Source organism: Gordonia sp. (in: high G+C Gram-positive bacteria), from assembly GCF_012515855.1.
Classification (GTDB): Bacteria; Actinomycetota; Actinomycetes; order Mycobacteriales; family Mycobacteriaceae; genus Gordonia.
In genome coordinates this window covers 1-23,103 of record NZ_JAAYXO010000086.1, presented here as the reverse complement: position 1 = coordinate 23,103, position 23,103 = coordinate 1, and the positions used below count along the sequence as shown (strand labels likewise).

Below are 23,103 nucleotides of genomic sequence, written 5' to 3'. Positions count from 1 at the left end.
GCGGGCGGATATGTTTGATCTGTGAGATCACAACCGCATGTTCTCGGGATCGTCCTCGCCGGCGGTGAAGGCAAGCGGCTCTATCCGCTGACCATGGACCGGGCGAAGCCCGCCGTCCCGTTCGGCGGCGCGTACCGGCTGATCGACTTCGTGCTGTCGAACCTGGTGAACGGCGGTTACGAGCAGATCTGCGTCCTGACGCAGTACAAATCGCATTCGCTCGACAAGCACATCTCGCAGACCTGGTGGTCGTCGGGTTTTCACGGGGAGTTCATCACGCCGGTCCCGGCGCAGCAGCGGCTCGGCCCGCGCTGGTACACCGGCAGCGCCGATGCGATCTATCAGTCGATGAACCTGATCTACGACGAGGAGCCGGACTACATCGTGGTCTTCGGCGCCGACCACGTGTATCGCATGGATCCGGCGCAGATGGTGGAGGCGCACATCGCCTCCGGCGCCGCGGTCACCGTCGCAGGCATTCGCGTGGCGCGTGCCGAGGCGGTCGCGTTCGGTTGCATCGACGCCGACCCGGACAACAAGATCACCGAGTTCATCGAGAAGCCGGCCGATCCGCCGGGAACGGTCGACGATCCGGACGTCACGTTCGCCTCGATGGGCAACTACGTCTTCACCGCGAACGCACTGGTGGAGATGCTGAAGACCGACGCCGCCGACCCCGACTCCGACCACGACATGGGCGGCGATATCATCCCGGCGTTCGTGGCGCGCGGCGAGGCGTATGTCTACGACTTCAACGACAATGTGGTCCCCGGCCAGACCGAGCGCGACCGGGGGTACTGGCGTGACGTCGGGACACTCGACTCGTTCTACGACGCGCACATGGACCTGGTGTCGGAGAACCCGGTGTTCAACCTGTACAACAAGCGCTGGCCGATCCGCGGCGAGACCAGCCATCTGCCGCCCGCGAAGTTCGTCCGCGGCGGCACCGCCAACGACTCGGTGGTCGGCGCGGGCACGGTGATCGCCGGAGCCACCGTGCACGGCTCGGTGCTGTCGAACAATGTCTTCATCGATGAGGGCGCCGTGGTCCAGGGCAGCGTGCTGATGCCCGGTGTGCGCATCGGCAAGAACGCCGTGGTCCGCAACGCGATCCTCGACAAGAACGTGCGGATCGTGGACGGAGGCCAGCTGGGGGTGGACCTCGAGCACGACCGCGACCGCTTCGTGGTCTCGCCGGGCGGCATCGTGACCGTCGGAAAGAATCAGATCGTCGACTGACGCACGCGTCGGCTCGGTCGGTGTCGCGATGAACCTGCAGAAGTGGAACCTTCGCGTCGGGCTTCCGGTACTGGGCTGGTTGGTCGCGCTCGTGGCGGTGGTCGTCGCTCGGGACGCGGTGCCCGCGTCGGGGTGGCTGATGATCCACCTGCTCGGCCTCGGCGCGGCCAGCAATGCCGTGCTGATCTGGAGTTGGTACTTCACCGAGTCGGTGCTGCATCTGTCGCACACCGAGAATCGCCGCGCCCAGGCCGTGCGGCTGCTGCTGTTCAATGTCGGAGCAGTGACGGTGATCCTCGGATACGGGGTGTGGGGCACTGGGATATGGGGCACTGGGATATGGGGCACTGGGACATGGGGCCTTGGGACATGGGGTGCGATCGTCGCCGGAGCGACGCTCGCCTTCGTCGCCGTCGCCTGGCATGGCGTTGCGCTCTGGGGTCGCCTTCGGCGAGCACTGTCGTCGCGTTTTGCGGTGATGGTTCGGTACTACGTCGCCGCGGCTGCCTTCCTCCTCGTCGGGATCGTGCTCGGCGCGACGGTGGCGCGGCCGCTCAGCGGGGACTGGCACGATCGGTTGGCGGTCGCCCACGCAGGCCTGAACCTGTTGGGCTGGATCGGAATCACCGTCATCGGCACGCTGGTGACGCTGTGGCCGACTATTCTCCGGACCCGGATGGGCGAGCGGGTGGAACGAGCGGCCAAGGCCGGGCTGCCGATGCTCTGCGGGGCGGTCGCGGTGGTCGTGATCGGCACGCTCGTCGGGCTGGTGGCGGTCGCTGCGATCGGCATCGCCCTGTACGCCGTCGCCGCCGCGTATGCGTTGGCGCCGCACGTCGACGAGATCCGGCGGAAGAAGCCGACCGGATTCGACGCCCTCTCCGTGCTCGCGGGCGTGCTCTGGCTGCTCGTCGTGCTGGTGGTGCTGGCCGTCCGATATGCGACCGCGCCCGATTGGGCCGCGGCCTATCAGCGGCTCGACGCGCTGACCCCGGCGCTCCTCGGCGGCTTCCTCGCGCAGGTGCTGCTCGGCGCGCTGAGCTATCTGATCCCCGTGGTGCTGGGGAAGAAGCCGTCGGCCACCCAGCAGGCGATGCGGGTCCTCGACATCGCGGGCCCGGTGCGCGTCGGTGCGGCCAACGCGGGTCTGCTGGCGTGGGTGCTGCCGTGGTCCGGTCCGGCGGCCCGCTGGGCGGGCGCGGTCGCCGTGATCGCGTTCGCGAGCTTCGTTCCGCTGGTGGTCTGGGCGGCGGTCAAAGCCGTCCGCCCGGTGCCGACCGACGGTCCGCGTCCGCGCCCCACGCAGCGGAGTCCGCGCGTGGTCCTGGGATCGCTCGCCGCGGGGGTCGCGGCGGTGGTCGTGGTCGCCGCGATCGGTGTGGTCGTCGAGCGGTGGTTCTCGTCGACGACCGATCGGGTCGTGGCGACCGGGCAGACGACGACGGTCGAGGTGACCGTCCGCGGCATGCGCTTCGTCCCCGACCGCGTCGAGGTGCCGCGGGGCGACCGGCTCGTCGTCGAGCTGACCAACACCGGCGACCAGACCCACGATCTGGTGATGCCGAACGGCAGTCGGACGCCGCGACTGGCCCCCGGTGAGTCCGCGTCGGTCGACGCCGGGGTCATCGGCGCCTCCGAACAGGGCTGGTGCTCGCTTCCCGGACACCGGCAGATGGGCATGGTGTTCGACGTCGAGGCGGTCGGCGGGGCGGATGCTTCGCCGTCCTCTTCGTCCGCCGGGGTCGACGGCCGTGCGCCGGTCCGGATCGGGGCGGCCCCGGGGCCGGACTTCGTCGCGCGCGATCCGCGCGCGCCGCTGACGCCCACCGAGCGGGTGCACCGCATGACGCTCGAGGTACGCGACGTGGAGAACCCGGTGGCGCCCGGGATCACCGTCACCCAGTGGCCGTACGGGGTCGTCGGACCCGACGGGGTCTACCGCGGTGGCGCTCCCGGTCCCACATTGCGAGGGAAGGTCGGCGACGTCTTCGAGATCACCCTGGTCAACGGGGCGTCGGCCGGACACTCGATCGACTTCCACGCCGGTGCACTGGCGCCGGACCGCCCCATGCGGACCATCGAGCCCGGCCAGTCGCTGCAGTACCGGTTCACCGCGACCCGCAGCGGCGTGTGGCTCTATCACTGCTCGACGATGCCGATGTCGACGCACATCGCCAACGGCATGTTCGGTGCGGTGATCATCGACCCACCCGACCTGCCCGCCGTGGACCGCGAGTATCTCCTGGTCCAGTCCGAGGTGTTCCTCGGCGGCCCGGACGGGACCGCCGATCCGGACCGGATCGGCGCCGAGCGCCCGGATCTGGTGGTCTTCAACGGCTACGCGAACCAGTACGACCACCGTCCGCTGACTGCGCGAGTCGGCGAACGCGTGCGGATCTGGGTGCTGGCGGCGGGGCCGAACCGCGGCACGGCGTTCCACGTGGTCGGCGGACAGTTCGACACCGTGTGGAAGGAAGGCGCCTATCGGTTAAGGCAAGGCGACGCGCAGTCGGGCGGCAGCCAGGTGCTCGATCTCGCCGCGGCGCAGGGCGGGTTCGTCGAACTCGTCTTCGGCGAACCCGGCAGCTATCCGTTCATCTCGCACGTGATGGTCGACGCCGAGCGGGGAGCGCACGGGATCATCGCGGTGCGGTAGCCAACGCGGTCCGCCCCATCGCGATCAGACTCGGCACCGACTCGAGGTCGACGTTCTCCGGCAGCGCGTCGATCGGCCACCAGGCGAGGTCGGTCGATTCGTCGCTGATCGCGATCGCCGGCAGCGAGCCGTCGGCCGTCGGGTCGGCGACCGCGGCGAACCGGACGTCGAGGTGGCGGGTGGGAACGCCGAGCGAGCAGGTGATCGGATGCGTGTGCAGTTGGACGGGTCCGGCGGTCAGGGTCAGCGACGGCAACCCGGACTCCTCGAGGCCCTCGCGCAGCGCAGCGGCGGCCAGCGTTGCGTCCTCGGGCTCGCAGTGCCCACCCAGTTGCAGCCACTTGCCGACGCGCGGGTGCAGCGTCAGCAGCACGTGGCTGAGCTCCGCGTTGAAGACGACCACCGACGCAGTGAGATGCCCGGCCTCGCAAGCACGCTGACAGCCGGTGTCGGCGGCTGCGAGGAAGGCCAGGTAGGCGTGGCGGATCGAATCCTGCTCAGGGTCCGGAGCCGACCACTCGGTCAGCGCGGCGGTCGCCGCGGCGTGCAGGGCGTTCACAGTTCCATCACCAATCCGTCGATGTCGGCGGGTGCGCGCAGTCCCGCCGGTGTTTCGGGGTGGCCGACGGCGACGGCGCCGAGCGGCTGCCAGTGCGCGGGGAGGTCGAGTTCGGCGCGGACCACGTCGGCGGCGAAGATCGTCGACCCCACCCAGCAGCTGCCGACCTCGCGAGCCGCGAGTGCCACCAGCAGACCGGCGACGGCCGCCCCGCCGGCGACGGTGAACATGGTGTTCTCGCAGGCGTTGCGGCGCTCGTCGGGGTAGTCGTGCATCCCCTCGCCGGTCATCACCGGAATCACCAGTTCCGGTGCGTCGTACAGGATCTGACCGCGGGAGACGCGCTTGGCGATGGACTCGGGGGTCTTCGCATCCGCGGCGAGATCGGCCCGCCACGCCTGCGCCATGGCGTCGAGCAGCCGCTGCCGGCGCTCCGGGTCGCGCAGCCACAGGAACCGAACGGGATGCGTGTGGTGCGGGGCGGGAGCGGTCAGCGCGTCGGCGAACGCCGCGCGCATCGTCTCGTCGGCCACCGGGCGGGGGTCGAATCGGCGGACCGAGCGGCGGGTCAGCAGCGCCTCGCGGTGGCCCTGCGCGAGGGCTTCCTCGACACCGAGGCGGAACATGTCGTCGTCGAGGTCGCGGACCAGATCGCGGGCGGTGCTGCCGTCGTCGTGCAGCGCCATCCCGCGCACCACCGCGACGGGTACGCCGTCGAGCTTGCCCTTCACCAGGTCGGCCGCCGCGGCGAGTTCGTCGGCCACCGCGATGTCGGTGACCATCAGGGTGTTGCCGTAGTCGTCGTCCACGCCGTCGTAGCCGTGGCTCACCGCGATGCCGGAGGCCCCGATCGCCACGTCGGTCTGTCCCGTCCGCCAGGCGCGGCCCATGGTGTCGGTGACGATGACCGCCACCGACAGTCCGAACTCGTCGGCGAGGCGAGCGCGCAGACCCGCGGCGCTCGCGTCGGGATCGAGGGGAAGGAGGGCGATCTGATCGGTGCGGACATTGGAGCCGTCGACCCCCGCAGCCGCCTGCACCAGACCGTTGCGGTTGGCGGTGATGAGCGTCCGGTTGCGGCGCGCGACGATGCGGACCGTCTCGTCGTCGATCAGCTTGCGGCGGAAGGCGTCCCGCTCCTCGGGATCGGTCGGCGCGGCGACCATCCGGCCTTCGGTCTTGGAGAACACCTTGCTGGTGACCACCAGGACGTCACCGTCGGCGATCCACGGAGCGGCGGCGACGATCTCGGCGGCGAGATCGCTGTCGGGGCCGAACTCGCCGAGCCCGGTCACGGCCAGAATCTGCAGGCCTTCCCGGGCCCGATGATCGGCCGCGCGGCGATCGGTCAAGCGGGTCACGGGGTGCTCACCCCGACGAGGGCGGCCGCGGCGCGGATCATGTCGGCGGTCGCCGTCGGGTCGGACATCAGCAGCGGTGCGGAGCCGATGGCGATCCCGTCGACCTCCGCGTGATCGCCGTCGGCGATGAGCCAACCGTCGAGGATGCCGTTGCCGCTGCGGGCCCCGTAGTACTCCGCGATGCCCTGCGCGGAGCTCTCGACGCCGATCACCGACAGGCACGAGTCGGCCATGCCGCGCAGCGGTTTGTCGTCGATCACCGGGCTGATGCCGACCACCGGCGCGCCGGTCTGGCGCAGCGCGCCGCGAATGCCGGCGACCGAGGTGATGGCACCGATGCTGACGACCGGATTGCTGGGTGCCAGGAAGATGATGTCGGCGTCGGCGATGGCCTCGAGGACGCCCGGTCCGGGTTTCACCTCGTCCCGGCCCACCTGGGCGAAGCCGTGCGTCGGCACCTGGGCGCGGTAGCGGACCCACCATTCCTGGAAATGAATCGCGACGCGCTCCCCGTCGGTGCCGTCGGGCTTGTCGATCACCACGTGCGTTTCGTGGCGCTGATCGCTCGCGGGCAACAGTTGAACGCCGGGCTGCCAGCGGCGGCTCAGGGCAGCTGTGACATCGGAGAGCGGGTAGCCGGCGTCGAGCATCTGCGTGCGGATGAGGTGCGTTGCCAGATCGCGGTCGCCGAGGCCGAACCAGTCGGGATCGGCGCCGTAGGCGGCGAGCTCCTCCTTGGCGTTCCAGGTCTCGTTGCGATGGCCCCAGCCGCGCTCGGGGTCGATCCCGCCGCCGAGCGTGTACATGCAGGTGTCCAGGTCAGGGCAGATGCGGACGCCGTGCATGTAGGCGTCGTCGCCGACGTTGACCACCGCGGTCACCGTGTTGGGCCCGTCGGGGTCGTCGGGGAGCCGAGGAAATGGCGTGCGTCCGAAAACTTCGCGCGCGCCCTGCAGAAAACGGGCGCCACCGACGCCGCCCACGAGTACCGTCACCTTCACAGAGACCCACTCTAGTGACCGGTCGCCCAGGTGCCGTTTCGCGGCACCGCGAGCCGGGTTGCCCGGCCGTCTGCGACACGCCGAAGCACATAGCGATTTGTCGGGCGTGTGCGGGATTGTCCTAGGTCAGTGGTAGGAATGAATCTTCGGTTTCCGCTTGACCGCGATGGTGCCGAGCATGTCTAATCACACCAGTGTCATTTGATTGTTTCTATCGATGATCTTTGGTGCGCATACTGGGCTCGGGTCAACTTGGGGACTTGGGTCTGGTCACGGGGAGTAAATCAAGTCTGCGAGCAGGGAGGTGCCGGATGACTTTGGAAGCGGGCAGTGGTGCTGACCCGATCAGTTTTTCACCTATGAATCGCCATCTTTCGGTGGTGCCGAACGACTTCGACGAGTTATTCGATGCGGTTGAAGACGAGTGGCAGGACCGTGCACTCTGCTCTCAGACCGATCCGGAAGCGTTCTTCCCCGAGAAGGGCGGTTCCACGCGCGAGGCCAAGCGCATCTGCCAGGGCTGTGAGGTCAAGGCCGAATGCCTCGAATACGCGCTGCACAACGATGAACGCTTCGGTATCTGGGGCGGACTCTCCGAACGGGAGCGTCGTCGCATCAAGCGCGGCATCATCTGAGCTGAACTTTCACCTGAACCGGCCTCTCTGCGATCGGACACCTCCTCCGATCGCCGCGAGGCCGGTTCAGTCGTCTTCGGGTCCGTCCTCGATGGTCTCTTCGTCGACTCCGAGGTAGGTCGCGACCTGTTCGACGAGCACCTCGTGCAGGATCTCCGGAAGATCGTCGGCGTCCTGCGCCCGCAGTTCCAGCGGTCGGCGAAAGAGGATCACCTGGGCGCGCGTCGGGCGTCCGGTCGTGTCGATTCCCGCCGGGATCAAGCGCGCGAGGGGCACCTGCCCGTCGGCGGTCACCTCGTCCGGCCACTGCACCGGATCGTCGCTGCGCGGCAGCATGCGCGGGATGTCGTCGACGGCCACGTCGAGTTCCACGAGGTGGTCGTGCCAGCGCGACTCGATCTCCGAGAAGGCGTCCACGGCGGCGGCGTCGAAGCGGTCGGCGCGCGTCTTGTGGGCGGGCAGGGTCGGTGGCATCAGCGGTCCGCGCAGACCGCGGCCACGACGATTGCGCTGACGCCGGGATGGCGGAGTGAGGAGTTCGCGTCCTGACCGCATCGGAACCAGTCGGTAGGCCATATCCGCCATCCTAGTGTCCACCGATGCGAGGGAACGTCCAGCGCGTGTCGATTGTCCGACGCGAGCGCGGAGGCGATAGGCTGATCGACGTGAGTGTCCCTCGTCAGTGCTGCAGGCCCGGCTGTTCGCGTATCGCCGTGGCGACTCTGACCTTCGTCTACGCCGAGTCGACAGCCGTGATCGGCCCCCTGTCGGCGTCCGACGAACCCCATTCGTGGGACCTGTGTTCGCAGCACGCGGACCGGATCACCGTGCCTGTCGGCTGGGAGATGCTGCGCAGCGAGAGCCGCTTCAAGCAGCCGGTCGAAGACCAGGACTTGACCGCACTGGCCGAGGCGGTCCGAGAGGCCGCGGTCGGTTCCCGTGGTTCGCGGGCCGGCTTCCTCGCCAACGCCGACCTCGACGATTTCCCGCGCGGTCGTCACCGCGCCCAGCCTCATCCGCCAACGTCGCCGGCAGTCGCGCCGCGGCCCGGACGCCGCGGACATCTGCGCGTGCTCCCGGACCCGGTCGACTGACTGATTGACGGCAATCCTGCTCCTGTCCCGTTCGGGACGAGCGAACACTAGGCTGGATGCATGTCTGCGTTGACTATTGACCTCGACGATGTCGACGGTCTGCTCGCCGCCGACCGTGACGGGTTGCTGCGAGCCGCGGCGATGGCCGGAGCGGGTGTCCGCTCGGTGTCCCAAGCTCAGGCCGAAGGCGTGCTGGCGCGGTTGTCGGACTTCCGGCCGCGCGCGGTCGTCTTCGTCACCGGGTCTGATTCCGTCGCGCACCGCGCTGCCGATCTCGTCGTCGCGACCATCGCGGCGCGCATCGACGTGCCGCTGGTGTCGGCGCCGGCGCTGCCCGGCTGGATCGGGCCGCTCGACGTCGTCGTCATCGCAGGCGGCGACGCGGGAGACCCCGCCCTCGGCGATGCCGCGATGCGTGCCCTGCGCCGCCGTGCGGAGCTCGTGGTCGCCGTCCCGATCGAAGGCCCGCTGCTCGACGCGATCGGCGATCAGCAGATCATCGACCTCTCGCCCCGACTCGTGGTCGACGCGCGGTTCGGCTTCTGCCGATTCGTGGCCGCGCTGACCGCGGTCTGCCTCGCGCTCACCGAGGTTCGACTGGCGCCCGCGCCTCCCGATCTGGCCGATCTGGCCGACCGACTCGACGACGAGGCCTCGGCCGATCATCCCTCGCACGAGAGCTTTCACAACCAAGCGAAACTGCTCGCCATGCGGACCGTCGACCGGTCGGTGGTCTGGGCCGGCGACACGCCCGGCGCCGTCACCCTGGCGTCGCATGCTTCGGCGACCGTGTTCGGCGTGGCCGGGGTGGTGACCCACCCGTCGTCGGAGTCCGGCCTGGTGGCGCGCCTGCGCGACGGTGCGCCCCACGCGGCGCCGGTCGACGACCTGTTCTACGACCCGGATTTCGACCCGCCGCGCGCGACGGGAATCCGCGGCATCCTGTTCACGACGTCGGGTCGCAACTGGCACGCCGAGCGGCGGATGTCCGGTTACTCCGATGTGGCGGTGATCGCCGAACAGGTCACCGATGCCGATACGCTCGGCGAACCGGCGATCGGCCTGGGGGAACCGCTGACCGATGCGCCCGCCGACCTCGCCGCCTACCTGGTGTTGGCACTGCGTACAGAATTGGCTGCGGTGTTCATTCGATTGATGGGAGAAGCGGCCTGATGAAGCTGCTGGCTGGAGTGGTGCGACCGTACGCGTGGGGATCGCGTACCGCACTCGCCGAGTTGCGCGGCACACCGAGTCCTTCTGCGCACCCCGAGGCCGAACTGTGGTTCGGGGCGCACCCGGCGTCACCCGCTCGCATCTGCGACGAGGAGGGTCCGCGCGACCTGCTCAGTCTGATCGAGTCCGATCCGCTGGGGCAGTTGGGGGCGGAGACCACGGAGAAGTTCGGTCCGCGACTGCCGTATCTCCTCAAGATCCTCGCTGCGCAGGAACCCCTCTCGCTGCAGGCGCACCCTTCGCTCGAGCAGGCGATCGCCGGATTCGAACGCGAGGAGGCCGCCGGGCTGGCGATGGACGATCCCGAACGGAATTACCGGGACCCGTCGCACAAGCCGGAACTCGTGGTGGCGATCACCGAGTTCGACGCGCTCGCCGGTTTCCGTGATCCACAGGACACGGTGGCGCTGCTGCAGGAGCTCGCCGTTCCCGTGCTGGATCCGTACCTCGGCATGCTCGCGGAGCAACCCGACGAGAACGGGTTGCGCGCGTTGTTCACCACCTGGCTCACCTTGCCCGAGTCGGTGATCGGTGGGCTGGTGCCCGAGGTGCTCGACGGCGCCGTGCGGGTGCTGAGCGACGGCGACAGTCGTTTCACGCTGGAGCTGCGTTCACTGCTGGAACTGGGGAACGCATATCCCGGCGATCCCGGGGTGCTGGCGTCGCTGCTGTTGAACCGCATTCACCTGCAGCCGGGGGAGTGCCTCTACCTGTCGGCTGGAAATCTGCACGCCTACCTGCACGGCACGGCCGTGGAGCTGATGGCCAACTCCGACAATGTGCTCCGCGGCGGGTTGACTCCCAAGCACATCGACGTGCCGGAGCTGTTGCGCGTCCTGGACTTCCATCCGGTCACCCTGGCGCAGCTGATGTCGCAGACGCACACCCTGGGCGCCGAACGGGTCTACCTGACGCCCGCATCGGAGTTCCGGCTCTCGCGCGTGGAACTCGACGGCACCGGGTTGCACGCGCCGCAGTCGATCAGTTTCGACATGCCCGGCCCCCAGGTGCTCGCGGTCATCTCGGGCCGCATCGTGGTGGAGGCCGTCGGCGGCGAGTCGATTCACGCGGGCCCGGGCGACGCCGTGTGGCTCGCCGACTCCGACCCCGACGTCATCGTCCGGGCGGATTCCACGAATGCGGTGTTCTTCCGGGCGATCGTGCCGGACATCTGACCGACCGCGTCAGACGCCCGGTCAGGCGCGGGTCGACCTCCCCGCAAAGAACTCTCGGCCCCCGAACCGATTCGAGAAAATCAGTTCGGGGGCCGAGCGCTGTCAAGGATGCGACGCCTAGATGTCGAGGCGCGCGTACTCGCGGAGCTTGGAGGTCTGGTGGACGGCCTCGATGGTGCGGATGGTGCCCGACTTGGAGCGCATGACCAGCGAACGGGTGGTCGCACCGTTGGGGCGGTAGGTGACCCCGCGCAGCATGTCGCCGTTGGTGACGCCGGTGGCGCAGAAGAACGAGTTCTCGCCGCGCACCAGGACGTCGTTGGTGAGGACCTGATCGAGGTCGAGGCCCGCGTCGATCGCCTTCTGGCGCTCGGCGTCGTTCTGCGGCCACAGCTTGCCCTGGATCTCGCCGCCCATGCACTTCATCGCGACGGCGCTGATGATGCCCTCGGGGGTGCCGCCGATGCCCATCAGCATGTCGACGGTGCTGTACTCGCCGGCTGCGGCGATGGCGCCAGCGACGTCGCCGTCGGAGATCAGGCGGATCTTGGCGCCCGCCTCGCGGATCTCCTGGATCAGACCTTCGTGGCGGGGACGGTCCAGGATCACGACGGTCAGATCGGCGACGTCGATGCCCTTGGCCGCTGCGACCGAGTTGATGTTCCACTCCACCGACTGCTCGATGTCGATGGCGCCCTTGGCCGCCGGACCCACGGCGATCTTGTTCATGTAGAACACCGCGGAGGGGTCGTACATGGTGCCGCGCTCGGAGACCGCGATGACGGCGATCGAGTTGGGGCGGCCTTCGGCCATCAGCGTGGTGCCGTCGATCGGGTCGACGGCCACGTCGACCTCAGGGCCCTCGCCGTTGCCCACGACCTCGCCGTTGTACAGCATCGGGGCCTCGTCCTTCTCGCCCTCGCCGATCACGACGGTGCCGCGCATCGAGACGGTCGACAGCAGGTCGCGCATGGCGTCCACCGCGGCGCCGTCGCCCGCATTCTTGTTTCCGCGGCCGACCCAGCGACCGGCGGCGAGCGCCGCGGCCTCGGTGACTCGGACCAGTTCCATGGCCAGGTTGCGGTCGGGGGCTTGCTTGGTCATGCGGACTCCAGTCTCGTTGCGAACCTTGATAGGTCAGGAACCAATTATTTCATGCGCGGGGGAGACGATTGGCTGGGGGCAGTCCTCGGCTGCGATACTCGACGGCATGGCCGACAAACCCCGGATTCTCCACGATGGAAAAGACCTCATCTGGTCGCTGATCCCGCTGATGGTGATCGCACTGGTGGTCGCAGGTGTCAGCGGCAGCTGTTCGTGGGGTTTCGGCGATTCGGCCACGCACCAGAACGTGCCGACTTTCGACGTCAAGGCCGGTCTGCAGGCCGATGCGGACACCATGCCCTTCCCGATCCGGCAACCCGAGGTGCCTGCCGACTGGAAGGCGAACTCCGGTTCCACCGCACAGATCGGCAACAGCCTCGCGAGCAACGTCGGATGGATCACGCCGGACGGCGTCTACGTGCAGCTGACGCAGACCGCGGCCACCGAGGACGAGCTGGTCTTCAAGCTGTTGGCCGAGTCGGCGACCGGCGCCGGTGTCCGCGACATCGACGGCCACCCCTGGGTGCAGTACACCGGGGAGGGCGAGCGTCGCGCATGGATCACCGATCTGGGCGACGTGCGCATCGGTGTCGTCAGTCGCGGCCGCGACGCCACGATGGACATCCTGGCCAAGGCGGTCGTCGCCGCCCAGCCGCTGCCCGCCAACCGCAACCGTCCCTGATCGACCGTCCGGCCCGGCGCGGTTCAGGGTCGGCGATTGCGCCGGTCAGTCTTCGTCGTCGTCGACGTTGAGCGCCGCCTCGATGCGACCGCGGGCACCCTCCAAGTGCTCGGTGCAGCGTGTGGCGAGGGCCTCGCCGCGCTCCCACAGGGCGAGGGATTCGTCGAGGCCGAGACCACCCCGCTCCAGCGTGGTCACCACGGTCGACAACTCGTCGCGGGCCTGCTCGTAGCCGAGTTCGGCGACGGGCACGGTCTTGTCGGCTTCGGTCATCGGGGGTTCTCCTCGGCAGCGGTGTCTGTGGCGGCAGGGTCTTCGGCAGCGGTGTCTATGGCGGCAGGCTCGTGCATGGCGGGTGTCTCGGCGGTGATCTCGGCGGCCACCGACCCGTCGGCCACGCGGATGCGGACCGTCGCGCCCGCGGGCAGTTCCTCGGTCGAACGCACCGCGTGCGGGTGGTCGATGTCGGTGCGCTGCACCACGGCGTAGCCGCGGGCCAGGGTCTGTGCCGGCCCCAAAGTGGCCAGCTGAGCCGCGAGTCGGTGGGTGAGGTGCTCTTCGACGGTGAGTTGGTGTCGGACGCTCCGGCGGATGTCGCGGACGGCGGCGTCGACGCGGTCCTGGCGGTCGTCGATCATCCGCAGCGGGTGTGCGAGGACCGGCCGGGACCGCAGTCCGTCGATCACCCGCTCCTCGCGATGCACCCAGTTGCGCAGGGCGTTGGCGGTGCGTCGTCGAATGTCGGCGATGGCCGCGAGTTCGGCGGTCACGTCGGGAACCACTCGCTTGGCGGCGTCGGTCGGCGTCGCGGCGCGGACGTCGGCGACGAGGTCGAGCAACGGGTTGTCGGGTTCGTGACCGATCGCGCTGACGACCGGAGTCCGACAGTCGACGACGGCGCGCAGCAGCGTCTCGTCCGAGAACGGCAGCAGATCCTCCACGCTGCCGCCGCCGCGCGCGATCACGATCACCTGGACCCGCGGGTCGTCGTCGAGCAGCCGGAGTTGCTCGACAATTGCCGGGACCGCGGTCGGCCCCTGGACCGGCGTGTCGCGAACGTCGAAGCGGACTGCTTCCCAGCGAGCCGAGGCGACGGCGATGACGTCGCGCTGTGCGGCGCTGGCGCGCCCGGAGATCAAGCCGACGGTGTGCGGCAGAAAGGGGAGCGGACGTTTGCGCCGGGGATCGAACAGTCCTTCGGCGGCGAGCAGGGCTTTGACCCGCTCGATCCGGGCCAGGAGCTCACCGATCCCGACGGGCCGGATGTCGGTGATCCGCAGGGACAGCGTCCCTCGTCCCGTGTAGAAACTCGGTCGACCGTAGACCACGACGCGGGAGCCCTCGGTCAGCGGGACGGGGCTTCGTTCGAGCAGGATCGGATCGCATGTCACCGACAGGGACATGTCCGCGGCCGGATCGCGCAGCGTCAGGAACGCCGTCCGCGTGCCGCGACGATGGTTGATCTGGGTGAGCTGACCCTCCACCCAGATCTGTCCGAGTCGGTGGATCCAGTCGGCGATCTTGAAACTGATGGTCCGGACCGGCCACGGGTTCTCGGCGCTGTTCGCTTGGTCGGGCGCAGCTTGGCTCACTGGGACGACCTCACCGGCTGGCTACCTACTGTTTCAATTGGTACTGGTCGAGTTCCTATTGGGCGGATTCCGACTTCTTCTGCTGGCTCGCGATCCGGTTGTCGATCATCGTGACGAACGGGGTGCGGTTGCGCCCGGCCTTCTCGAACGCCAGCAGCTCGCTCAGTTCGTCGGTGCCCAGGCCGCGGACTTTGGCGCGCAGTTGGGCCAACGTCAGGTGCGGGTAGTCGAGGGCCTCGACGGTCTCGGGGAGGGGGCCGTCGGCATCGTCGGCCGAGGTTCCGGTGTCGCCGGGCTCGAGGCCCGCGGGCGCCGAACTGTACAGGGCGAATCGTCCGCTTCCCGACGGTGCGGTGCCGTTGGTGGGTGTGCCTTTGCTCTCATCGGCGACGGACTTGGCGTCGGGTTCGGCAGCGGGCGCGGTCGTCGCCGGGGCAGGCTTCTTGGCCGGTGCGGCAGATGCGTCGACGGCCTTGCGGGCAGGCTCCGTGGGGAGCGTCGCCGGCGCATCGGCGAGCAGCGGCGCGGAGGTGTCCGCTGCGACCTCGTCCTCGTCGAAACGAGCCCATTCCGGCTGCTCGTCGGCCTTGTCGCAGAACGGTGCGAGGAACTCATCACCCTTGATCGCGAGCTCGGCGATGTTCTGTTGAAGACGCATGCCCGCCTGCAGTGAACGACTGACCGCACTCATCGGCAGCGTGATGACGCGCGTGGGCAGTTTGCGGGTTTCTTCGATGGTCGTGGCGACCAGACCGGCGGCCACGCGGGCGGGGTACGGGGTACGGCTCATGTATTTACTGTCTCACAGACGTACGCTGGGGCTTATGGCTGATAGTAAGCGCGTCCTTCTCGCGTCGCCCCGTGGATATTGTGCAGGCGTCGACCGGGCCGTGGAAACAGTCGAGCGGACCCTCGACAAGCACGGCGCCCCGGTTTACGTCCGCAAGGAGATCGTGCATAACCGGCACGTGGTCGACACTCTGATCGAACGCGGTGCGATCTTCGTCGACGAGACCGACGAGGTGCCCGAGGGCGCCATCGTGGTGTTCTCTGCGCACGGCGTCTCGCCCGAGGTGCACAAGACGGCCGCCGAGCGGAGTCTGCGCACCATCGACGCGACCTGCCCGCTGGTCACCAAGGTTCACCAGGAGGCGAAGCGATTCGCCCGCGACGACTACGACATCGTCCTCATCGGCCACGAGGGCCACGAAGAGGTCGAAGGCACCGCGGGCGAGGCCCCGGCTCACATTCAGGTGGTCGACGGCCCCGACGCCGTCGACAACGTGACGGTCCGCGACGAATCGCGCGTCATCTGGCTGTCGCAGACCACCCTCTCGGTGGACGAGACGATGGAGACCGTCGGTCGGCTGCGCGAGCGGTTCCCCGAACTGAACGATCCGCCGTCGGACGACATCTGCTACGCCACCCAGAACCGTCAGGTCGCGGTCAAGGCGATGGCGCCGCAGTGTGATCTGGTGATCGTGGTCGGTTCGCAGAACTCGTCGAACTCGCAGCGGCTGGTGGAGGTCGCATTGCAGAACGGCGCGCAGGCGTCGTACCTCGTGGACTACGCGCGCGACATCGACGTCGCGTGGCTCGACGGCGTCACCACCGTCGGCGTGACCTCCGGTGCCTCGGTGCCCGAGGTCCTGGTTCGCGGCGTCCTCGATCTGCTCGCCGAGCACGGCTACGGCGACGTCCAGACCGTCACCACCGCGGAGGAGACACTCACCTTCTCGCTCCCGCGCGAGTTGCGGGCGGCGCGCACCAACCGCTGACGCGTCGGGGCTCACCGCCTGCGGCGCACCAGCCAGGCAGTCGCGGTCGTCCGCGTCTTCGCTCGACTTCGGGGCGGGCGAGGTGCCGCGACGAGGTTGATGATCCCGCCGCCGATGAGGCGTGCTCGGCCTTCGCCGGGCGCCAGGGACACGATGTCGGTTCCCGGCGCGGCGACGCCGATCCACGGTCCGCGGAGGCTGAACGCCGCGGGTGCCCGGTACCGTCGACCGCACCGACCGTCAGCACCGGTGGCCCGAACCCCTTCGTCGGGGAGCGTGTGGTCGTGCACTTCCTGCACTCCGACGCCCCGGAATTCGATCTGCACATGGTCATGGACGAGGTAGACGGGTGCGCTTGACACGGATGTGAATGCGTGACGTGCGCGACGCGCTCCGGCGGGCGTACGTACACCTGCAACAGGGGCGGAACCGAGTCGGTGCCGCCCCTGTTGTGTGGTGGGTCCCAATGCTAGCCATTTGTCGGCATGGCGAACTCGGTCGGTGCCGCCCCTGCCTCGGGCCACCTGACCGTCGCGGTCTTGTAGCGGGTGTAGAAGCGCACGCCTTCCTGGCCGTGGACGTGGTGATCGCCGAAGAGTGAACGCTTCCAGCCGCCGAACGAGTGGAACGCCATCGGGACGGGAATCGGCACGTTGATGCCGACCATGCCCGCGCGTACCTGCGAGATGAACGTTCGGGCGGCACGACCGTCGGCGGTGAACAATGCGGTGCCGTTGCCGAACTCGTGGTCGTTGACCAACTGGAGGGCTTCGTAGAACGAGTTCACGCGGACAATGGCGAGGACGGGTCCGAAGATCTCCTCGCGGTAGATCTTCATCTGGGGCGTGACGTGGTCGAACAGCGACGCGCCGAGGAAGAACCCCTCCTCGAGGATCCCGTTCCGGCCATCGACCACGAGCTCGGCACCTTCGTTCTCGCCAGCCGCCAAGTACGACATCACTCGCTCGCGATGCTCCCGCGTGACCAGCGGGCCCATCTCCACTCCGGGCTCGGTACCGGGGCCGACGCGCAGCTCAGCTATCCGTTCGACCAGCCGCTCGCGGATCGCGTGGGCCACCTCGTCGCCGACGACGACCACGACGGAGATCGCCATGCACCGTTCGCCCGCCGATCCGAACGCCGAGCCCATTAGCGCGTTCACCGCGTTCTCCACGTCCGCATCGGGCATGACCACGAGATGGTTCTTGGCGCCGCCGAGCGCCTGCACACGCTTCCCGGCCTCAGTGCCGGTTCGATAGACGTGCTCGGCGACCGGAGTGGATCCGACGAAGCTGACCGCCTCGACACGCGGATCGGTGATCAGGGTGTCGACCACCTCTCGGCCTCCGTGCACGATGTTGAATACCCCGTCCGGCAGCCCCGACTCGGTGAGCATCGCCGCCATCTCCATGGCCAGGGTCGGCACCTTCTCCGACGGCTTCAGGACGAAGGTGTTGCCGCACGCCAGCGCCACCGGGAACATCCACATCGGGACCATTGCGGGGAAGTTGAACGGCACCACACCGACCACCGGGCCGAGTGGCTTGCGCAGGGACATGCCGTCGACGCCGGTTCCGACGTTCTCGGTGAACTCGCCCTTCATCAGTTCGGGGATGCCGCAGGCGAACTCGACGACTTCGATGCCTCGCTGCAGTTCGCCCTTGGCGTCGTCGAGTACCTTGCCGTGCTCGTCGCAGATGATCGCCGCGAGCCGGTCGATGTCGGCGAGCATCTTCTCGCGGAAGGTGAACATGACGCGTGCTCGGACGTGCGCCGGAGTGGCCGCCCACGCGTCGAAGGCACGTGCGGCGGCAGTGACGGCTGCCTCGGCGTCGCCGCGGGAGCCGACCGGTACGCGTTTGGTGACCTCACCGTTGGCCGGGCAGTAGACGTCGGTGGCGTCGGGAGCGTCTGGATCGACGACGCGGCCTTCGATCCAGTGGCCGACGGTGTCCACGGTGATGGCAGTGGAAGACATGGGGAACTCCTCAGAGGTGGAAGGGAAGGGAAAGGAAGGATTCAGGGCGCGTGACGACGATCAGTAGATACGGCGGTAGATCTCGCAGATCTCGTCGGCGGTCGGGACCACCGGATTGTTCTGGGGCGAGCCGGAAGCCAGCGCCTGCTCGGCCATGGTCGGCAACAGGGCGGACCAGCGCTCGGCGTCGACGCCCAGCGTCCGCGGGGACGGTACGGCCAGGTCGTGATTGAGGCGCCGCAGCTCGTCGACGAAACGTTCGCCCGCGACTTCGTCGGACACTCCGTCGTCGGCCACACCGTAGGCGCGAGCGCAGTCGGCATAGCGGGAACGAGCACCGGGAAGCGAGAACTCGGCGACGGCCGGGAACAACATCGCGTTCGAGAGCCCATGGCTGACGTGGAAGTGGGCGCCGAGGGGGCGGCTCATGCCGTGCACCAACGCGACACTCGAGTTGGAGAACGCGATACCGGCCTGCGTGGCCGCCAGCATCATCTGCTCGCGGGCCGGCTCGTTCGACCCGTCGCGGTAGACACTGCGCAGGCAGGAAGCGATCGTCGAGATCGCGGTGAGTGCGAACCCGTCGCTGAACGGATTGGCCTTGACACTCACGTATCCCTCCACCGCGTGAGTCAGCGCGTCGATACCGGTGTCGGCGGTGAGCCGCGGTGGCATCGACATGGTCAGCGTGTAGTCGATGATCGCGGCGGTCGGCAGGAATGCCAGCCCGGGACACAGCATCTTCTCACCGGTCTCCGAGTCGCTGATGACCGTGAATCGGGTGGCCTCCGAGCCGCTGCCCGCCGTGGTCGGGATGGCCACGAGCGGCAGCAACGGCTGGTCGGTGGATGTCGGCGCCTTGAAGTCTCGCATCGGCCGATCGGTGGTGGCCAGGAGCGCGACGGCCTTGGCCGTGTCGAGTGAACTGCCGCCACCGAAGCCGACGACCGCGTCGCAGCCGTCGGCGCGAGCCATGTCGACAGCGGGCCGCAACGAGTCGGTCGTCGGATCAGGGACGACGCGATCGAAGACGCTGAACTCGATGCCGGCCGCTGCGAGCGACTGACCGAGACGTGCGACGGCGCCGGTGGAGGTCAGGAATTCGTCGGTCACGATCAGCGGTCGGCGGCAACCGAGGTCGGTCAGGAGTACGGACAGATCGTTCAATGCGCCGGCGCCGATCCGCAGGACGCGTGGCAGGGCGATGACGTTAGACATGTGGAGGGCCTCTGGTCGGGTATGGGGTCGCTTGTGACTCTGCCCGAGCCCGTGCGGCCCGACAACGGCCAACTGCACACACTTCTGTGCACGTTTGCACGGCGGTTCGCGCGTCTGCGCCACCCGTGAACCGGCGAAGATCTCCGCAGGTGAAAGGGGATAAAGGGATTACACGATGATCCCGTACTCCTTGATGTGGTGGTACAGCGTGCTGCGGCTGATCCCCAGATAGTCGGCCGCATGGGCCTTGTTGCCGTGGTAGATCTCCATCGCTCGCATGATCGCGTCACAGCTGGCCTGCTGCCACGGCGTCATCTGCTTGGTCGTGGCCTTCATCCGCAGCTCAATCGGGAGATCGGCGACGTCAATGAGCGTTCCGCGGGACCGCGCCAAGGAGCGCAGCACCGTCGCCAGCTCCCGATGATTGCCCGGCCACGAGTACGACTCCAGGACCCGCGTCGCCTGCGATGTGAACCGGTACCGAACGCCCGGGCCTGCGATTTCGTTGAGCGTGCTGAGCAGCTCCGAGCGTTGATCGCGCAGCGTAGGGAGAACCAGCCGATCGTCGAACAGATCGAGGAGTCGGGCATGGTCGGTGTCACTGGGGACCGACGTGGCGGCCAAGATCCGCGGCAGCCCGCAGACCAGAAGATTCTCGATGAGATCCCGCGCTGTTTTCGAGAGCAGATCGAGATTGTCGATGGTGAGGGCCTCGGGGAACGCCCCGCAGCCTAACGAGCGCAACTCTTCCTCGACATCGGCGGGATCCGCGTTGCGGCCGTCGATCGCACGCACGGTGAAACCTGCAGCGACCTCGCCGAGGGCGGTTGTCCGTCCGCTGCCGGGTTCGCCGACGATCACCGCGGAGCCGGTGCCGCCCTGGACGTCATCGATCCACTGCTGCACGCGGATTCGTCGCCGCAACGGTGAGGAGGCCCGCGGTACCGCTGCTGGGCGCTGTCGCGTTCGTAGTCGGATTAGTACCGCATCCGACCCTTCGATGGACTCCATTTCGACCTGGGCGGTCTGCCCGCTGGTCAGCTCGTACTCGGTGCGGGCGGTGCCGTGCACGCCATCGGCGAGTTGCTGCAACGCCGCGACATCGGTGTCGGACAGGGTGCGGGCCGCCATCGAACTCTGCAGCACCATGGAGCGGGACACGGCCACGATCATCGCCGCCGGATGGCGGGCGGCATCCTCGAAGGCGCGGACAACCGAGTGGGTGCGAGTGCCCGCGGTGTCCTGGATGTTCTTTTCGATTTCGGCGATCGCCGAGTCGATGAAAGGTCGCATCAGGCTGGATTCGGCACCGGCGACGCTCATGACATCCAGTACGCCGATCAGGTGACCGTTGAGCGGGTTGAAGATCGGTCTGCCGTAACAGCTGTAGCCGTGCAGGCCCTCCATGTAGTGCTCGTTGCCGCGCACGAACAAGGGGCTTCGCGTTTCGAAGGGGGTCGCCAGCGCATTGGTGCCCGTGGTGTCCTCGCGCCACACCGCGCCCGGGGTGGCGCCGATCCGCTCGACGACGGTGTCGATCTGTCGGCATCCGTTCACCGTGGTCAACATCTCGGCCTGTGCGCCGACGAGCATCACCGAGAGGCGTTCGCCGTCGATTCCGGTGCGAATCCGGTGCAATACCGGCGCGGCGGCGCGAAACAGCCTGCTCGCTGTGTCAACGTCGCCGGCGGTCGGGGGATCCATCGGCTTGGAGGGATCGAGACCGTACTGGCGCGACCGCTTCCAGGAAGCGTGCAGGAGGCGGTTTGCACGGCTCGTCGTGAGCGACGCAAGCGCGTCTGTGACGTTGTCTTTCATCGGATACGACCTCTCGATCTCCCGCTGACACGGGTTGGACGTACGCGTGTAGTTGGAGTGGCACCCGACACGGAGTGTGAATGCCATCACTTGCGATGGCAATCACCATAGCCGCACCGCGGGTGGTCCCGCTCACAGGTTTCGGTGTGTACGGATACCGAACAGATAGGTGTGACGCACGACGCAAGACTGAATTGCGTCGACCTCCCGGTGCTTCCGGTGGACCCGCTCCCCGGGTCCCGCGGCCCGAATTTCGAGGCGACCTTCCCCGTGCCGGCGGCACTTCACATCGAGAGGATTGTGATGACCTCACTCATCGCCCCGACCCCTGGACTGGGGTTCGACCTGGCGACCAAGAAATACAGCCACTTGATCGACGGGCGGCTCGTCGATGGCGCCACCGACGTCGCAGTGCTCGACCCGGGTACGGCCGAGCAGGTGGCCACCACTCCCGCAGCATCGACCGAGCAGTTGGACGAAGCGGTCGCTGCTGCACGGCGCGCTCTCCCCGGTTGGGCGGCGCTCAGCGTCGTCGAGCGCGGAGCGATCCTGCACCGAGTCGCCGACGTGCTCGTCGAGCACCATGAAACGCTGGCGCGGCTGACCACCCTGGAGCAGGGCAAGCCGATCGCGCAGGCTCGTGACGACGTCAGCTGGTCGATCGATTTCACTCGGCACTTCGCCGATTACCGCCTCGAGACCGAAGTCCTGCATGACGACGAGAACGGGTATGTGGAACTGCGCAAGCGGCCGGTCGGCGTGGTCGGCGCGATCACCCCTTGGAACTTCCCGCTCTTCCAAGCCCTCTACAAGCTGGCTCCGGCGCTGATCGTCGGCAACACGATGGTCCTGAAGCCGTCGCCCACCACGCCGTTGGCGACCTTGCACTTCGCTGAACTGGTGCGCGATGTGATCCCGGCCGGCGTGTTTAACGTGGTCGGCGATGCGGGCGACCTCGGTGCGCAGCTCACCTCGCACCCGGGCATCAACAAGGTGTCGTTCACCGGTTCCACCGTCACCGGCCGCCGCGTGATGGAGGCGTGCGGTCCCACGCTCAAGCGACTGACGCTCGAACTCGGCGGCAACGACGCGGCCATCGTGCTCGACGACGCCGACATTGAGAAGACCGCCGAGGGGCTCTGCACCTGGGCGTACGCGAACGGCGGCCAAGTGTGCGTGTCGATCAAGCGGATCTATGCACCGTCGTCGATCTACGAGCAGTTGGTGGAGGCGCTCGCCCGACGCACGTCGGCGCTGACCGTCGGGCACGGGCTCGACGAGCAGACCCGACTCGGCCCGGTGCAGAACGCCACGCAGTTCGAGAAGGCCCGCGCGAGCCTGGCCTTGGCGCACGAGCACGGAACGGTCGTCGTGGGCGGCCAGACGCTCGACCGGCCCGGCTACTACGTCGAGCCGACCCTGGTTCGCGACGTCGACGAGGACAGCCCGCTGATCCGCGAGGAGACGTTCGCTCCGATTCGTTCGGTTCTTCGATACGACGACGTCGACGATGCGATCGCCCGTGCTAACGACACTCCGTACGGGCTCGGTGCGTCCGTGTGGGGCACCGACATCGAGCGAGCCATCACCGTCGCCGGCCGTCTAGAGGCTGGCACCTCATGGGTCAACCATCACTTCCAGCTGACCCCCGACGTCCCGTTCGGCGGTATCAAGCAGTCCGGCCTCGGCGCCGAGTTCGGCCGCATCGGCATCGAAGGGTTCGTCGACGTTCACGTCGTGAACCTCAAGCGGTCCTGACCCACCCCAATCAGCTCTCGCCCCATCTGAGCGCACCGGCTTCGGTGCGCTCGTCAACCCCACAGAAGGAACACTCATGAAAACCCTCGCAGCAGTCGTCGTCGAACCGGGCAAGCCGATCGAGATCGAGGAACTCACCCTGGCCAAGCCGGGCCCGCACGAGGTCCTCATCCAGTACCAGTACGGCGGTCTGTGCCACTCGGACGTGCACATCGCGATCGG

At 68.1% G+C, this 23,103-nt stretch carries 21 protein-coding genes and 1 pseudogene; 10 read left to right on the top strand and 12 right to left on the bottom strand.

Going from position 1 to position 23,103, the window contains the following annotated elements; translation table 11 throughout:
• Positions 1 to 21 precede the first annotated feature (21 nt).
• A complete protein-coding gene (gene glgC, locus GX543_RS06670; RefSeq protein WP_290850744.1) occupies positions 22 to 1,239 on the top strand; it encodes a glucose-1-phosphate adenylyltransferase in 1,218 nt (405 codons plus the stop codon).
• A 28-nt stretch (positions 1,240 to 1,267) separates the two neighbouring features.
• Positions 1,268 to 3,895: a multicopper oxidase domain-containing protein gene (locus tag GX543_RS06665; RefSeq protein WP_290850742.1), complete on the top strand. Its 2,628-nt coding sequence runs from the start codon at positions 1,268 to 1,270 to the stop codon at positions 3,893 to 3,895.
• On the opposite strand, the gene GX543_RS06660 is transcribed toward GX543_RS06665, so the two are convergent.
• Genes GX543_RS06660 through cofD form a run of 3 tightly spaced genes read right to left on the bottom strand, consistent with a single transcriptional unit; the run spans position 3,879 to position 6,816 of the window.
• Entirely contained in the window at positions 3,879 to 4,454 is a 576-nt protein-coding gene (locus tag GX543_RS06660) for an NUDIX hydrolase (RefSeq protein WP_290850741.1), read from the bottom strand. The two genes, GX543_RS06665 and GX543_RS06660, sit on opposite strands and share 17 nt — an antisense overlap.
• On the bottom strand, positions 4,451 to 5,806 hold the full coding sequence (locus GX543_RS06655; protein WP_290850748.1) for a coenzyme F420-0:L-glutamate ligase: 1,356 nt from the start codon (positions 5,804 to 5,806) through the stop codon (positions 4,451 to 4,453). Before GX543_RS06655 ends, GX543_RS06660 begins: the two co-directional genes overlap by 4 nt.
• Positions 5,807 to 5,811: 5 nt before the next feature.
• Positions 5,812 to 6,816: a 2-phospho-L-lactate transferase gene (cofD, locus tag GX543_RS06650; RefSeq protein WP_290850739.1), complete on the bottom strand. Its 1,005-nt coding sequence runs from the start codon at positions 6,814 to 6,816 to the stop codon at positions 5,812 to 5,814.
• A 359-nt stretch (positions 6,817 to 7,175) separates the two neighbouring features.
• On the opposite strand from cofD, the gene GX543_RS06645 reads away from it, so the two are divergent.
• Positions 7,176 to 7,451 (top strand): WhiB family transcriptional regulator, encoded by a 276-nt coding sequence (locus GX543_RS06645; protein WP_290850746.1) that lies wholly within the window; start codon positions 7,176 to 7,178, stop codon positions 7,449 to 7,451.
• A 66-nt stretch (positions 7,452 to 7,517) separates the two neighbouring features.
• Here the strand turns inward: GX543_RS06645 and GX543_RS06640 are convergent, their stop codons facing one another.
• Complete coding sequence (locus GX543_RS06640; protein ID WP_290850737.1) at positions 7,518 to 8,027, bottom strand: metallopeptidase family protein; 510 nt, start codon at positions 8,025 to 8,027, stop codon at positions 7,518 to 7,520.
• An 89-nt stretch (positions 8,028 to 8,116) separates the two neighbouring features.
• Here GX543_RS06640 and GX543_RS06635 point away from each other — a divergent pair, with 89 nt between their 5' ends.
• From GX543_RS06635 to manA, 3 genes are read left to right on the top strand one after another with little or no spacing between them, the layout of a single operon-like run.
• Positions 8,117 to 8,545, top strand: coding sequence for a DUF3499 domain-containing protein (locus tag GX543_RS06635; protein ID WP_290850735.1), 429 nt, complete (start codon positions 8,117 to 8,119; stop codon positions 8,543 to 8,545).
• A 60-nt stretch (positions 8,546 to 8,605) separates the two neighbouring features.
• Positions 8,606 to 9,718 carry a hypothetical protein gene (locus GX543_RS06630; RefSeq protein ID WP_290850733.1) on the top strand — a complete coding sequence of 371 codons (1,113 nt, stop codon included), beginning with the start codon at positions 8,606 to 8,608 and terminating at the stop codon, positions 9,716 to 9,718.
• Complete coding sequence (gene manA / locus GX543_RS06625) at positions 9,718 to 10,953, top strand: mannose-6-phosphate isomerase, class I (RefSeq protein WP_290850731.1); 1,236 nt, start codon at positions 9,718 to 9,720, stop codon at positions 10,951 to 10,953. The genes GX543_RS06630 and manA overlap by 1 nt, the downstream gene beginning before the upstream one ends.
• A gap of 117 nt (positions 10,954 to 11,070) precedes the next feature.
• Here the strand turns inward: manA and glpX are convergent, their stop codons facing one another.
• Complete coding sequence (gene glpX, locus GX543_RS06620; RefSeq protein ID WP_290850729.1) at positions 11,071 to 12,057, bottom strand: class II fructose-bisphosphatase; 987 nt, start codon at positions 12,055 to 12,057, stop codon at positions 11,071 to 11,073.
• 106 nt (positions 12,058 to 12,163) lie between these two features.
• Between glpX and GX543_RS06615 the strand changes: the two genes are divergently transcribed.
• Complete coding sequence (locus GX543_RS06615; RefSeq protein WP_290850727.1) at positions 12,164 to 12,739, top strand: DUF4245 domain-containing protein; 576 nt, start codon at positions 12,164 to 12,166, stop codon at positions 12,737 to 12,739.
• Between the two features lie 45 nt (positions 12,740 to 12,784).
• On the opposite strand, the gene GX543_RS06610 is transcribed toward GX543_RS06615, so the two are convergent.
• Genes GX543_RS06610 through GX543_RS06600 form a run of 3 tightly spaced genes read right to left on the bottom strand, consistent with a single transcriptional unit; the run spans position 12,785 to position 15,121 of the window.
• Positions 12,785 to 13,012, bottom strand: a complete 228-nt coding sequence (locus tag GX543_RS06610) for an exodeoxyribonuclease VII small subunit (protein ID WP_290850725.1) — start codon at positions 13,010 to 13,012, stop codon at positions 12,785 to 12,787.
• Complete coding sequence (gene xseA, locus GX543_RS06605; protein WP_290850723.1) at positions 13,009 to 14,331, bottom strand: exodeoxyribonuclease VII large subunit; 1,323 nt, start codon at positions 14,329 to 14,331, stop codon at positions 13,009 to 13,011. Before xseA ends, GX543_RS06610 begins: the two co-directional genes overlap by 4 nt.
• Positions 14,332 to 14,386: 55 nt before the next feature.
• Entirely contained in the window at positions 14,387 to 15,121 is a 735-nt protein-coding gene (locus GX543_RS06600; RefSeq protein ID WP_290850721.1) for a lipid droplet-associated protein, read from the bottom strand.
• 34 nt (positions 15,122 to 15,155) lie between these two features.
• On the opposite strand from GX543_RS06600, the gene GX543_RS06595 reads away from it, so the two are divergent.
• Positions 15,156 to 16,109, top strand: a complete 954-nt coding sequence (locus GX543_RS06595) for a 4-hydroxy-3-methylbut-2-enyl diphosphate reductase (RefSeq protein ID WP_290850720.1) — start codon at positions 15,156 to 15,158, stop codon at positions 16,107 to 16,109.
• Positions 16,110 to 16,120: 11 nt separating this feature from the next.
• Here GX543_RS06595 and GX543_RS06590 read toward each other — a convergent pair whose 3' ends face one another.
• The 4 genes from GX543_RS06590 to GX543_RS06575 all read right to left on the bottom strand — a co-directional run bounded on the left by GX543_RS06590 (position 16,121) and on the right by GX543_RS06575 (position 21,123).
• Entirely contained in the window at positions 16,121 to 16,471 is a 351-nt protein-coding gene (locus GX543_RS06590) for a hypothetical protein (protein WP_290850756.1), read from the bottom strand.
• 107 nt (positions 16,472 to 16,578) lie between these two features.
• A complete protein-coding gene (locus GX543_RS06585; protein WP_290850719.1) occupies positions 16,579 to 18,087 on the bottom strand; it encodes a CoA-acylating methylmalonate-semialdehyde dehydrogenase in 1,509 nt (502 codons plus the stop codon).
• A 60-nt stretch (positions 18,088 to 18,147) separates the two neighbouring features.
• Complete coding sequence (locus GX543_RS06580) at positions 18,148 to 19,305, bottom strand: iron-containing alcohol dehydrogenase (protein ID WP_290850718.1); 1,158 nt, start codon at positions 19,303 to 19,305, stop codon at positions 18,148 to 18,150.
• Positions 19,306 to 19,473: 168 nt separating this feature from the next.
• Positions 19,474 to 21,123 carry a helix-turn-helix domain-containing protein gene (locus GX543_RS06575; RefSeq protein WP_290850717.1) on the bottom strand — a complete coding sequence of 550 codons (1,650 nt, stop codon included), beginning with the start codon at positions 21,121 to 21,123 and terminating at the stop codon, positions 19,474 to 19,476.
• A 303-nt stretch (positions 21,124 to 21,426) separates the two neighbouring features.
• On the opposite strand from GX543_RS06575, the gene GX543_RS06570 reads away from it, so the two are divergent.
• Together GX543_RS06570 and GX543_RS06565 are read left to right on the top strand one after the other, a co-directional pair.
• Positions 21,427 to 22,881, top strand: a complete 1,455-nt coding sequence (locus GX543_RS06570) for an aldehyde dehydrogenase family protein (RefSeq protein WP_290850716.1) — start codon at positions 21,427 to 21,429, stop codon at positions 22,879 to 22,881.
• 76 nt (positions 22,882 to 22,957) lie between these two features.
• Positions 22,958 to 23,103 (top strand): annotated as a pseudogene (locus tag GX543_RS06565) (alcohol dehydrogenase); the annotation flags it as partial.

Coding starts and splice junctions, on each gene's coding strand:
- GX543_RS06615 (WP_290850727.1), top strand. CDS start 12,164: ATGGCCGACAAACCCCGGATTCTCCACGATGGAAAAGACCTCATCTGG.
- GX543_RS06600 (WP_290850721.1), bottom strand. CDS start 15,121: ATGAGCCGTACCCCGTACCCCGCCCGCGTGGCCGCCGGTCTGGTCGCC.
- GX543_RS06610 (WP_290850725.1), bottom strand. CDS start 13,012: ATGACCGAAGCCGACAAGACCGTGCCCGTCGCCGAACTCGGCTACGAG.
- GX543_RS06595 (WP_290850720.1), top strand. CDS start 15,156: ATGGCTGATAGTAAGCGCGTCCTTCTCGCGTCGCCCCGTGGATATTGT.
- manA (WP_290850731.1), top strand. CDS start 9,718: ATGAAGCTGCTGGCTGGAGTGGTGCGACCGTACGCGTGGGGATCGCGT.
- GX543_RS06645 (WP_290850746.1), top strand. CDS start 7,176: ATGAATCGCCATCTTTCGGTGGTGCCGAACGACTTCGACGAGTTATTC.
- GX543_RS06640 (WP_290850737.1), bottom strand. CDS start 8,027: ATGGCCTACCGACTGGTTCCGATGCGGTCAGGACGCGAACTCCTCACT.
- glpX (WP_290850729.1), bottom strand. CDS start 12,057: ATGACCAAGCAAGCCCCCGACCGCAACCTGGCCATGGAACTGGTCCGA.
- GX543_RS06585 (WP_290850719.1), bottom strand. CDS start 18,087: ATGTCTTCCACTGCCATCACCGTGGACACCGTCGGCCACTGGATCGAA.
- GX543_RS06570 (WP_290850716.1), top strand. CDS start 21,427: ATGACCTCACTCATCGCCCCGACCCCTGGACTGGGGTTCGACCTGGCG.
- GX543_RS06575 (WP_290850717.1), bottom strand. CDS start 21,123: ATGAAAGACAACGTCACAGACGCGCTTGCGTCGCTCACGACGAGCCGT.
- GX543_RS06630 (WP_290850733.1), top strand. CDS start 8,606: ATGTCTGCGTTGACTATTGACCTCGACGATGTCGACGGTCTGCTCGCC.
- GX543_RS06665 (WP_290850742.1), top strand. CDS start 1,268: ATGAACCTGCAGAAGTGGAACCTTCGCGTCGGGCTTCCGGTACTGGGC.
- GX543_RS06580 (WP_290850718.1), bottom strand. CDS start 19,305: ATGTCTAACGTCATCGCCCTGCCACGCGTCCTGCGGATCGGCGCCGGC.